At 46.9% G+C, this 12,769-nt stretch carries 9 protein-coding genes and 2 pseudogenes; 5 read left to right on the plus strand and 6 right to left on the minus strand.

Annotated elements, in window-relative coordinates; translation table 11 throughout:
* The first annotated feature begins 4 nt into the window (after positions 1-4).
* Genes I2F54_RS13055 through I2F54_RS13075 form a run of 5 tightly spaced genes read left to right on the plus strand, consistent with a single transcriptional unit; the run spans position 5 to position 6,195 of the window.
* Positions 5-1,513, plus strand: coding sequence for a DUF3868 domain-containing protein (locus I2F54_RS13055; protein ID WP_195501416.1), 1,509 nt, complete (start codon positions 5-7; stop codon positions 1,511-1,513).
* Between the two features lie 18 nt (positions 1,514-1,531).
* Complete coding sequence (locus I2F54_RS13060) at positions 1,532-2,647, plus strand: fimbrial protein (RefSeq protein WP_195501417.1); 1,116 nt, start codon at positions 1,532-1,534, stop codon at positions 2,645-2,647.
* A gap of 22 nt (positions 2,648-2,669) precedes the next feature.
* Entirely contained in the window at positions 2,670-3,557 is an 888-nt protein-coding gene (locus I2F54_RS13065; protein ID WP_195501418.1) for a FimB/Mfa2 family fimbrial subunit, read from the plus strand.
* A 12-nt stretch (positions 3,558-3,569) separates the two neighbouring features.
* Positions 3,570-4,676: a FimB/Mfa2 family fimbrial subunit gene (locus tag I2F54_RS13070; RefSeq protein ID WP_195501419.1), complete on the plus strand. Its 1,107-nt coding sequence runs from the start codon at positions 3,570-3,572 to the stop codon at positions 4,674-4,676.
* Between the two features lie 25 nt (positions 4,677-4,701).
* Positions 4,702-6,195 (plus strand): fimbrillin family protein, encoded by a 1,494-nt coding sequence (locus I2F54_RS13075; RefSeq protein WP_195501420.1) that lies wholly within the window; start codon positions 4,702-4,704, stop codon positions 6,193-6,195.
* Between the two features lie 33 nt (positions 6,196-6,228).
* Here I2F54_RS13075 and I2F54_RS13080 read toward each other — a convergent pair.
* The 6 genes and pseudogenes from I2F54_RS13080 to lysA all read right to left on the minus strand — a co-directional run bounded on the left by I2F54_RS13080 (position 6,229) and on the right by lysA (position 12,749).
* Positions 6,229-6,540: pseudogene (locus tag I2F54_RS13080) on the minus strand (helix-turn-helix domain-containing protein).
* Positions 6,537-6,632, minus strand: a pseudogene (locus I2F54_RS16220) (type II toxin-antitoxin system RelE/ParE family toxin); the annotation flags it as partial. The pseudogenes I2F54_RS16220 and I2F54_RS13080, both read right to left, overlap by 4 nt.
* Positions 6,633-6,690: 58 nt before the next feature.
* Entirely contained in the window at positions 6,691-7,437 is a 747-nt protein-coding gene (locus tag I2F54_RS13085) for a hypothetical protein (RefSeq protein WP_022219256.1), read from the minus strand.
* Between the two features lie 64 nt (positions 7,438-7,501).
* Positions 7,502-8,953, minus strand: coding sequence for an SIR2 family protein (locus I2F54_RS13090; protein ID WP_148360364.1), 1,452 nt, complete (start codon positions 8,951-8,953; stop codon positions 7,502-7,504).
* A gap of 165 nt (positions 8,954-9,118) precedes the next feature.
* Positions 9,119-11,461: a heparin/heparin-sulfate lyase HepB gene (gene hepB, locus I2F54_RS13095; RefSeq protein WP_195501421.1), complete on the minus strand. Its 2,343-nt coding sequence runs from the start codon at positions 11,459-11,461 to the stop codon at positions 9,119-9,121.
* A gap of 127 nt (positions 11,462-11,588) precedes the next feature.
* Complete coding sequence (gene lysA, locus I2F54_RS13100; protein WP_087412470.1) at positions 11,589-12,749, minus strand: diaminopimelate decarboxylase; 1,161 nt, start codon at positions 12,747-12,749, stop codon at positions 11,589-11,591.
* Positions 12,750-12,769 lie beyond the last annotated feature (20 nt).

Below are 12,769 nucleotides of genomic sequence, written 5' to 3' on the forward strand. Positions count from 1 at the left end.
AAGTATGAAAAACTTAATCCGTATTCCTCTGGCTTTGGCAGCGCTGACGCTCTGTTGCAACACCGGCTGCGCACAGGAATTCTACCGGGGGGAAATGTTCGTTACCGGACAACGGTTCTCGCTTGCGGACGGACATCTGAACATAGAATTGTCCGTTGACTTCGAGGGGCTGAAAATGCCCTCGGACGAATCGCTGACTCTGACACCCGTACTCATCAGCGGGGAAAACGAACAAGGCCTGCCCGCAGTGCTGATTAACGGCACGGAGAAGCAGAAAGTATACCGACGGGGACAGAAATTTGCCGACAGCAAGCATCCCGCCCCCATACCTGCGGTAGTAATAAGAAATGACGCCAAGGTGTCGCGTTCGTTCCACTACCGGGTGGCAGTGCCCTATCAGGAGTGGATGAAGAACGCCTTGCTCCTGATACGGTCGCAGGAGTGCGCCTGCCACGGGAAGCAAGGAAACGTCTATGAAGACAAGATAGCCGACAAGCTGAGCCTGCCCAAAGCACGCGCTTCCGCCTGGGACACGGGTACGGACAGAAAATACCTGTCTTGGGTGAATTTCATCGAACCCGCACCGGACAAGGATACGCTCTGCACGATAACAGGCTCCATCCCCTACTTCGGCCGGGACAGCCGGGAGAAAGGTGAGAAACCGTTGGGCGACCTGTCCGAAGAGAAGCAGGACTTCGAGATATATCATCGCCTGCGCAATGCCTTGCAGGACATCCGGCGGGAAAGCGGAACGGAGCTTTCCAAAGTGGAGATAACCGGTTATGGGGCTCCCATAGGAAATCTGAAAAAGAACGAGATGAACGCGCCGGTACGTGCGCTGAGCCTGAAAGGGTATCTGCGCGAAAACCGCCTGGCGGCAAGCACTCCGCTGGAAGTCCGTTGGATTTCCGAGGATTGGGATTCCATCGCCGCACTGATAAAGCAAAGCGACATGATGTTCCGTGAAGCCACCCTCGACCTGATAAACAATGTAGACATAGACAAGGGGCGCGAACGCATGCTGATGAACCTTGCCGACGGTAAGCCTTACAAATATCTGGCGGAAAGGATATTCCCCGAAGTAATGAGAGTGGACTACAAAATAGAGTACACCCGCAGGCCGCCGGATGCGGCGGAAAGCCTGAGGCTGTTTCGTACGGGCGAACGGAAAGCGCTGCACCTGAACGAGTTCTTTACAGTGGCAAGCAGCTATCCGCAAGGGTCCAGGGAGTACAACGATGTGCTCGACCTGGCAGCCCGCCTGTTTCCCGACAGCCCCGAAGCGAACATCAACGCCGCGGCGGTAGCCCTCACCAAAGGCGAAACAGCCAAGGCCCGCCGCTATCTGGAAAGATTCGCCACCCTGCCCATGGCATACAACAACATGGGCATACTCTGCCTGCAGGAAGGAAACCGCGACAAGGCGGAAGTGTATCTTACCATGGCGGCGGCAGCCGGAATAGAGCAGGCGGGCGAAGCATTGAAAACCCTGAGAAGAGAAGCCGAATATTAATCATTAAAACAGGCATATATGAAAACGAACAATTACTTATGGACGGCGCTGGCAGCCGCCACCCTTACACTCGCCGGATGCGGCGGTGACGACAACGGAATGACAGAACCCCGACCGCAGGAGAACATAGCGAAACTGGAACTGCATCTGACGGGAAACGGAACAAACACCAAAGCGACAGGCAGTGCATTGCCCACGCAGACCGAGGAAAACACCGTGAAACGTTTCACCGTCGCCATCTTCAACAGTGACGAATCGGTGAACGCCATCCAAACCGTGACCCAAAACACAACCGCCGCCACAACCATCAACTGTACGCCGGCCAAAGACTGCACGGGTATGGTGGTAGCCAATGCTCCCACGAACGACTATTTTGCGGGTGTGCTGAACAAGACCGACTTTCTGAAGAAAACCATCGCCCTATCCGACGCCCAGACCAAAGACTGCCTGCCCATGAGCGGGGATGTGAAGAACAGCGGCAAAAGCGCGACTTTCACGCTCGGCGCAGGTGAAAACAAAGGTATGACGGCAGCGTTGAGCCGTCTTGTGGCAAGGGTATCGGTGAGCAGTATCAAAACCGCTTTCGACCCCAACGGGCAATACTCCGCAGCGTCTTATGAGCTGAAGAATGTCTTTGTACGGAACGCCGTGAAAGAAGCGGTACCCGCCACAGGAAATTACAGCCAAACGAAAATGGGAACGCCCGCCTATCTGACCGGCAACCACAACGGCTCCAGCGGAACGGCCTCCTATCTGGCAACGGCGGTAACCCCGGCCGTCAACGTAAAGACGGAACATAAAACCGACTATTGGTTCTATATCTTCCCCAACGAAGAGAGTACCCGTACGGCATTGGTACTGGAAGGTACTTTCAAGAAAAACGCGAGTGACGCGGGAACTACCATTTACTATCCCGTCGTCATCAACAAAAAACAGACAGGAACAACTATTACCGGAACTTCGGGTACAGGGACTTCCACCATCGCCCGCAACACCACCTATGCCATAAAAGCCACGATTAAGAGCATAGGAACCGAAGACCCCGACGGAGAGATAACCCCTACTTCGCTGGAACTGACGGTGAGCGTCGCAGACTGGGCGTTGAACATTACCCAAGACGTAACATTTGAATAGTAGCCGAGAGTACAATACAGCCATGAAGCATCTTCACCCATCCATACTTACGGTACTGTATGCCGGACTTGCCTTCCTGTACGCATCATGCGTACGGGAAGATACAAGCGCCTGCATGCAGTATGAAGTAAACGTACGGGTAGTGGATGCCGAAGGCAACGACCTTACCGAAAGCGAAGTGCTGGAAAAGTCGGAAGTGTATCTGTTCGGCGAGAACGGATTTGTGCGCATGATTCCTGCGGGAGTATCGTCGGATTACCTCTTCGGGCACTACAAGGACGACAGGCTCACGCTGGTGGCATGGGGAAACGTCAAGGAAGATACGCTGATAACCGCCGAAATCAAACCGGGCACTCCGATTGAGGAAGCGCGGCTGAAGCTGAAACAGTATGCCGAGGGAAACCATCTGCCCGTTACCGACCTCTTTTACTGCCGTAAGGAGTTGAGCAACACCGCAACAAGAGGCATACGGGAAGAAAGCATCACGCTGGTCATGGAAAGACTGGCGGCAGGGCTGAGTATACGCGCGCGTTATCTGACCGAACGGTATGCCGACAAAGGCGAAGGCTATACCTTTATCGTGAAGGGAACGGGCAGCGAAATGAACTTCATGGGAAAAGTGAGCGGAGAGGATTCGGGCTACAAACCACTGACCCTCACGGACGGACAAGGGAATGCTTATACCCCGCCCTTCCGCATCTTTCCTACGGAAGAGGGAGAATGTATAGAAGTGGAGATATACAGGGGACAGGAGAAGCTATGCACCGTTACACACGACGAGCAACAGCAGCCCTTATGCGCAGCAGCCGGAAAGCAGACGGATATTGAAATAGATTTCAGATATGCCGAAGTGAGGACGTTTGTGACAGTGCTGCCCTGGGGAGAAGTGGAACAGGAGACGGAAATGTAAAGAGACAAGAGTATGACAGGTATATTGGAACATAGAAGCAAAGCCGCTACATTATATATCATAACCGCCATGGCCGCTATCATCGCCTTATCGGCTTGCGACACCGGACAGCCCGACATGCCGGCCGATGATGATGAAGTGATGCTCACGCTCCGCCTTTCACTACCGGAAACGGAACGGGATGCCGCCACCCGCGCCATTACGTCCGTTGAAGAGAATGCGATAGACATCGCCCAACTGAAAGTACTGGTATTCAAAGCCGCCGGTACAACGGAAACTTTCAGTTACGAAGCGCCGCAAGTGCTGCTGCAAGGCGGAAAGTATACGGTAACCTTGAAGCAGAGCCGCGCCGGAGAGAAGTACCGGCTCGTCGTCATAGCCAATGCGGGAAAGAAACTGCCCGTCATACCGGAGAACACCTCTAAAAACGATGCGCTGAAAATGATTACGTTCGGTGCCGGCGGAAAGTGGAACGCAACGGGCACGACGAACTACACGCGTTTCCCCATGTGGGGAGAGACGGCGGCGGCACAGGTAATCTCCTCTGCCACATCTCTGGGAACAATCACGCTGCTCCGTGCCCTGGCTCGTATAGATGTGGGTTGTGCACTCAGCGGAGAAACGGCAGCGGGAGTAAACGGATTCACCCTGACAAGCGCCAGTATATACCGCACCAAGAACAAGGGGTATGCAGCTCCCGTGAACGGGGGAACCATCACCGGTAATGTGGTCGCAAACGTATCCATCCCCCCGGATGCCGGAACAAACGGCGCGCTGACTTATACCTGTACGGATGGTAAATCTTTGATACGGACTATCTATGTAGCGGAAACGCCGCAAGGGAGCAACAAGGATAATAATGTATGTCTTGTCGTGGGCGGGACTTATGCGGGAAGCACGAACTATTACAGGGTAGACCTTACCGCCAATGGGAATTATATACCGATAAAAAGGAACTGCCGCTATATAGTGAATATTAAAACCGTGAGCAATGCGGGGTATGCCACGGAAGCGGATGCGCTTACGGGAAACAAAGCATTGGTGATAGCCGCAAGCGTATCGGCAGAGGCATGGGGCAGAGAGACGGCTGCCAGTTCGGGAACGATAACTTTACCTTGAAAGGATTATTTTATCTTAGGACGATATGGGACTGAAAATAAGAGGCATATTCTATATAACGGCTATCCTGTTGGCAGCGGGATGCGGAAAAGAGGAAGAAACGGAAAACGTTTTTTCCGACGGCATACTGATTGAAGTGGAAGCGCCACAGACGAACGGCTGGAGTACGGAAGAAATTACCGGTACACGAAGCGGAAGGGAAAAGGCTATCGAGGTAAAGGGAAAAGACGGTTTGGATATGGAGATTAGTACACTGCACGACAACGGCGCGACGGAAACGGCCGAGGGAGAAGCGACTACCCGCTGGGCGAATATGGATGATAACATCGTTTTTCGGGTGGTAGCCTACAAGTCGGCAACCGCTGCGGGGATTTCCACATCGAACTACGCGGGATACGGGGATTACAAGTTATCGGGAAGTACCGTGCAAACCGTCAAAAGCCTGGTTGTCCCGGTAGGAACTTACACATTCATCTTCTATTCGTACGGGAATTCCAATGCGATAGCCGCCTTTACCAATAGCTCCGCAAGTGTCCCCGCCACAAACGGGCAAAACTTTATGACGTATGTAAAGCCCGGTGTCGTTATCAATAACATAGGAAGTAGATATACGTTGAGCGGCATTGTATTCAAGCATCACTGCGCACGATACAGGGTGCAAGCGATAGCTCAGTCCGGAAGAATGGGAACAGTGACGGCATGTGCGGGTACAGTGACATTGCCTAAGCATAACGCGACCTATACTTTTACAAATGGCACATTCACCACACAGGCAACGACCGGTAGCATAAATCTCACTTGGGACAACCCCAACGCAATGAGTGCATATAGCGGCTATATCTATCTATTACCGCAAACTTCCGCCAGCGTAACGGTGAAACTGAATCTTACGATTGGCGGGAAAGCGTTTAGTAATAAAAGCGTTACGCTATCGGGGCTTACACTGACCGCCAATAATACATATTATAGTAATGTGTCGTTCACTACGACAGAAGGGTATATTATAGGGGGAGCATTGTGGGCTAATGGAAACTTATACAAAAGTAGCAACCAGTATCTTTTTTACAGCAGCACAGAAAAATATGAAGCTCGAGCAGAAAGCGGCGCTTTCTTTATATGTAACACCCTCAACCCATATCCGGATATTACAACTCCCACTACTCCATGGACTGAAGCTAATGACCCATGTAGGAAAGTTATCAATACAGCGGGCAAATGGAGATTGCCTACATTAACCGAAGTGCATCAGCTAGTCAGTTCCAAATATATAGTAGGCGCTACTCTAAATGGAATCACAGGTTATAAATTCGGTAATACCCTGTTTCTTCCTTATAGCGGCTACGTTCCACAACAGAACTCTCCATATACAGAAAGCGGATTACGAGGACTTTTCTGGTCTACTCCCGGTACGGTATTTATAATTCTAAATCCTGCTTATCAACAAGGAGAAATAAGTTATGTTGATTGGAATATTTTTCCACAAAATAATTATGCGATACGCTGTGTCCGTAATATATAGGTATAGCAGCTACATGGTACAAATAAGAAAAATCTATAAAAATGTAGGAGTAAATTCAATGCCCAAAGCACGAGCTATACGGAAAAAACTTGAAATTTGAATATCAGTTTCTCCTTTTTCCACACGGGCAATATAACTTCGTGCCGTACCAACTTTCTCTGCCAACTCCTACTGAGTTATCTTTAACTCCTTACGACGATCACGCAATATCTCGCCATAATACCATGCAATTGATTTTTCATGAAAAGAGGTTCGGAATTCCGTCCCTATTTCTCCATATTTCCTATCTAACAACTCACCTGCCGTATGCAATTTTGCTAACTTATTTTCATCTAACTTTCTCATAATTCAAAATTCTCCAATATTTGTTTAGCAATCTTGATTTGCTTACTATAATCTTTTGTTGACTTTTTCAAAAATCCATTCAAAAGCAGTATTGCTGAATAGCCTCACTCTGATTAAGTATATAGGCTAACAGTATAAGTAGCTACAAGTCTAAAGGATAAATTCAAATGATTGTTTTTCCTGTTCCATTTCATACTGCTTAATAAGCGCATCATAACTTAAAAACGCCACGCGTTTGTTCAACCGTAAATGATCGAATGCATGAAACTGCATCTTAGCTTCAAATTCAGGCTTACGTTTTATATCAGCGACAATAGCCATTCTTACATAGAAATCTTGCAGGTCGTTGAACTTCAGTAAAGAATTCTGGATGTCAGTAGAATGTTCTATCTCAAAAAATGAATGAGGCATATTACGTCCGTTGAACCATATCGTATCAATAGTGGCACTGCGCTTTGTCATTTGAGGATAGGAATAAGGCGGCTGTTCCGAAAGAGTAGAAAGTTCATGTAGCTTACGCCCATCGTAGAATTTCTTGTTTTTATCTTGTTTGGGTACGAAAGTCTGCATGTTATGGTATTTACCTATTATTAATAAAATACCTTGATAGTAAGTATGGTTGAACATTATGACATCATTCGAATCTTTATTCTTCTCGGTTTCAACTATAATCCCCCTATCTTCTATCTGTTTTCTGTATTTCTCAAGTCCATATAGTCCGGGCTTTATTTTGTAAATACCTTTAGTTTTTTGCACAATGCGGCGGATACTGGCAAATGGTGTTTTTGTTTTCCATTCACAGTCGGTTATTTTAAAAACTTCTCTGTTCAATTCGCCTAAAGTTGCGACTCCACCCAACTTATCTAAAGTTTCTATGACAGCTTCATATTGTTTCATATTGTTGATGTATATATTTTATTATGGATATTCAAGGTGATCATTATTTGCACAACAAAGATACCTATTTTCGTATCTCATCTAATAAGACAGGAATTTCACTATAATCCTCAAACCATATAACTCTTGTTCCTAAACTTTCCATCATTTTTTCCTGAATGATATGATGTGTCTGCAATATTTTATTTACTGATGCCTCATTTATCTTCACGCAGCTTGAATCGTCTATCAAACTATCATTACTCAGTCTTTGAATAAAAGCGTAATGCCTACAATTCTTCGATTGCTTTTGGGCCGCAATTTCCAGCAAACGCCGTAGATTAGGATCACTTAATGATAATCCAATCATTAAGCAATTATTCTCACGCAATGTCGCTAATTGAACAAGATTAGACCAATGATATGGCTCAGAATAAACCTTATGGTACGCCTCTTCTGAAAAGACCAAAGAAGCTTCTCTATCAAAACTCTCTCTACCAGGAATAAAACCATGTACATGATATATTGGCAATTCATCAGAATCATGCTGTTCTTCATCTCTATATATCGTCTTATATTCAAGTTTTACTTTGCTGAGAGATTCTTCTATTAAATCATCAAAATTATAAGTAATTATAGATTTTACTTTAGCCCCACTTCTTTTAGGAATACACAAATTCGTAATGGACTCTATTAATGGAGATGAAGTTCTTTGCGAACTATATAAAGCATCCTTTACAGCAGATATAAACATTATATCATCGTCTTTTTGCGACAATCCTGCTTTTAGATAACGAGCAATAGCCAATGTCGAATTATTGTTTATTTCTATAAATTTATTCGTGATAGCTTTAATAGTATCATCATCTACAGTATCGTCATTAAAAATCTTATTAACAAAATTAGTGTATAGAGAGTTTAACAAAGTCTTCCAGTTAGGAAGCCCTGCACTACATGATACACCTGCACCCAATAACAGCGAGATATTTCCTTTTTTATATGCCTTTTTTACGGATGTCAACAGTTCTTCTCGTGATTTCTTCCAATCATTATCCCTTCTGTTGAGTTCCTTCTTTATTTCTAACTTAAATAAGCTATTAGCAATATATTCAGCTTCTTCTTTATTCGCATCAATCAATCCATTTATTTCCGTAATTCCCCATAAAATCAATTTTGGATTTTCATTTCTGAGAAAGTATCTCATCTTATCAGAATCAGCAGGATAAATTAATATCATATGCTTTATTTTTTCAGAATCTAATATACCTGTCAGTTGCCTGACTGTATATCTCATTATCATTGGATTGTATCTATGAGTATATTTAATTTCAAATGCCACAGGCCCCTCATAATTTCCTATACCATTTTTAGAATAACCATCTAACCGATTGCCATCAATAACGTAATCACTAATAAACTGCTTACCTTGTTTTTCCAAATGTAACTTAAGTAAATTCTGAATAAATAGCTCAAAGTATAAAGCCGACTTTGGGTTACTTCTAAAATTTATTTGATTTATAATATCTTCAATCTTCATATATAAGCTGTTTTTAGATTCTATAATAAGTAAATAACAACTATTTATTGCTTCAAGCGTAATTGAAGCTCCTCTTTAAAATTAAGAGTTTTCAATTACGCTTGAATATTTTACGGCCAACAAAACTTACAACACCAAAATGATATACTCTATCATTTATTTACGTCACCTACAAAATTCATAGCTACCGGCCGTCCCCTCAAAAGCAAGCACCCCGTCGGAAGCCCGTACCTCGGCCAACGGAATAAAGACGCAGCCGTTCTTCTTTACCTGCCAATTACCTGCTTTAAGGTCGGTGATGACGAATTTATATGTACCTGTACCGTTAACTGTCAGCGTGAAGTCCTTCTGCAACGGTTCGCTACTCTTGGCAAACGTAACGACACGATCGGCTAACTGAGCGCCTACTATCCGGTCATTCTCAATACGCTGTACTTCGTTCAACTGATTGCATTGATTATCGGCAACCTGTATCACATTCAGGAAGTTATCGGTAACGGCAGGGGCAGCGGGTGAAACTTCTACCCGCCAAGCTCCACGCTCATTGGCATTGTCAAGATAAGGGGCTACGGCATCGTTGGGATAGTTAGTGCCGAACACCCAGTTTTCCTTGCCGGGGCCGCCAACCTTATCAATACGGATATTATCCGCTCGGGGTAAAAGGACAGTATTATGCAGCATACCGCTATCACCGTCCTTGGTACGCCGAACAGTGAAAGTGTTGCCTTCAAGCGCAGGCTCTTCGATACTATGCAGCAGCCAGTATTTCCGGAAATCGGGATTGGAAGCCGATACTTTGTCATATACAATAAGTGCGGCAGGCACTGTTTCGGACTTCAGGTTGAGAAATACGAAAGAGCGTTTGGCCTCTTTCACTTTCCGGGTATAGGCCTGGGTAATATCGCCTTTCAAATAAGAATAATCGGGAGCTTGCGCATCAGGGCCAAATCCGTGAGCCAACACTTTACCCACCGTATACTCCTCGGACAAAAGACTGTCGAGCGAATTGCAAGTTTTCCAACCTTCACCACACATACGCTGCCCGCCGTCATTGGATGCGAATCTGGTCTTTCCGCCACCGCCATAGTTCCAACAGCCGAACTTTTCGTCAGGGTCGTATACCAGCAACGAATTATGAGCGATGGTACGTTTGAAATAATTCTTGTTGTTGGGGCTGTTGTAACCGCCCGAACTACCGCTATAAGCGCCGGCATCGATAGCCAAAGGGCCTTTGTGGTAAATCTGGAAACTGCCGCCGTCCATGTGCTGATGATTGCCCACAAACTGCTCGTTGATTTTCATTTCGGCAATCACACTGTTGGCGTCCCAGCCCGTACGGGCAATCATCCAGCCGTAGGGAGTACCGGAATAACGTGTCAAAGGAAGGTCGTCGGGAGATTTCCCTTTCAGGTCGTAGTCGCGCCACAACAGTTCGTATATCAGACAGTGGTTCATTGATTCGTTGCCCGACTTATTCAAATGGGGATTACGCTCGAACTCATAAGCCAGATATTCATCTTTATAATAGCTGGAAGCTAAAAACATGGGTGTCGGCATGGTAAGCAATGCGGGACGGTTCTGCGGATAATCATCACCCGCAGGCATCAACACTCCGTCGGGACGCCGACGGTAAATAATATCGTAGAGCACAAATCTTGCCGAAGAGCTGTAAATGCCGCCGGCTCCCATCTTATCTAAAATCCACAAGGGAAAGAGGTCGCAGGCAAAACGGACATGCACGTAATTCGTGCCCTGATGGTAGTTCTGCCCCGCATAGAAATAATTGCGTGCCGGGATATAATCACGATAGAGCATGGTAATGACGTGATTGTACATATCGGGATACTCGTCATAAATGGCAATACCTGCCGACAGCATATCACGCATAATCATCCACTCCGACGGATGCCCCGCTATGGGCTGGTTATTGCGTGGCGGATAACCGCATTCCATACTCTTCGCCAGACGGATAAACTCTTTGATGTAAGCTTGTTTCTCGGAATTCTTCATTTGGTCGTAACACCAGTCATATACCATGGCGCCCGTTATCAGCATGGCTCCGCTGGCCCGCGACAAGTCGGAACGAGTGCCGAAAGAAGCGCGTTGCAACGTATCGAGCATGGCTGTAATGGCACGGCGGGCCAGACGCTTGTCGCCTTCCAGCAGATAGTCTAGAGCCTGCAACTGCACCCGCGACGTAACGCCGCGCATCTCGTAATAGTAGCGGAAACCGCGGTTCGTAACGGCAGCCTCTTCGGCCGGAGTACGGTCTTTACTCAGCTCCTTCATGAGAGAAAGCGTCTGTTGCGCCTGAGGAGTTTTCATCCGCTCCTTCAATGCGGGCAAATCAGATGAGCGAACGTACAAACGGGGGTGCGTTTGAGGCGGAACCGGTACATTAACTCCCTCTACCTCTTGCCAGACTACCTCTTTCGGCAATTCCTGCGCCGAAAGACAAAATGAGCTAAATACCAGACTGATTGAAAAGAAAATCGACTTGTGTTTCATAATGGAGTTTATATCAGATGTTAGTGCCGTAAAAATACAATAAAAAAATCAAGTAGCTATAAAAAACAAGCACAGAAACATAGAGAATGTTCCTGTGCTTAATAAATCTTTATATCTCGTACTGCGCCTATACCAGCTCGTCCGACGTATAACCTTGCGGCAACTCTCGGCAGTTATACCCCGAAGCCATAATCTCACCGTAAGCTCCGGCAGAGCGAAGGGCTATAAGGTCGCCACGCTTCACACCGTTCAAGTCGACAGCCTTGCCAAAGACATCGGATGATTCGCAGATAGGTCCCACCACATCGTAGGTTTGCTGCGGAGCATCGGAAGTGACGTTCTCTATCTTGTGGAACGCCTGGTAGAGTGCGGGACGAATCAAATCCGTCATACCCGCATCGAGAATGGCAAACTGCTTGTTAGTGCCTTGTTTTACATACAGCACCTTTGAGATGAGCGAACCGCACTGCCCCACTACCGAACGTCCCAATTCAAAGTGAAGCGTCTGATAAGGACGGAGTTTCAGGCAGTTATCGTAGGTTTCAAAATAACTTTTGAAGTCGGGTACAGGCTGACGGTCGGGATGCCCGTAGTCAATGCCGAGACCACCGCCCACGTTGACGTGCCCGATACGTATCCGGCGGGCTTCGAGCTTATCCAACAGCTCGTTGACACGGTTGCACAAAGCCACAAAATCGCCCATATCCAGTATCTGCGAACCGATGTGGAAGTGCAGTCCGATGAACTTGACGTTCTGCATCTCCTGCGCCACGTCTATCACATGATCCATATCTTCCATGCTGATGCCGAATTTGTTTTCGGCCAATCCGGTGGTGATGTTGGCATGCGTATGCGCGCCTACGTTGGGATTGATACGGAAAGCGACATTGGCTGTCTTGCCTTTCGCAGCGGCCAGCTCATTGATGATTTCCAGCTCCGGAACGGATTCTACGTTGAAGCAGAAGATATCATAATCCAATCCGAGGTTTATCTCCCAGTCTGCTTTGCCTACACCTGCAAACACTATCTTATCGGCAGGGAAGCCGGCCTTGATGGCCGCACGGATTTCACCGCCGCTCACACAGTCGGCTCCCAACCCGCTTTCACGGATAATGGTAAGGACTTTAGGATTGGCGTTGGCCTTTACCGCATAATGCACCGAATAGTTATCGTATCTCGATGCTTCGGTACGGATACAGGCAAGGGTATCACGCAGCACCTTCGTGTCGTAATAATAAAACGGGGTACGCAGTTCGCGGAATTTGTCAATAGGAAATGTTCCTTTCATATAATTATTATGGGTTATAT

The sequence above is a fragment of the Bacteroides clarus genome, from assembly GCF_015555825.1.
In the GTDB taxonomy this organism is placed as follows: domain Bacteria; phylum Bacteroidota; class Bacteroidia; order Bacteroidales; family Bacteroidaceae; genus Bacteroides; species Bacteroides clarus.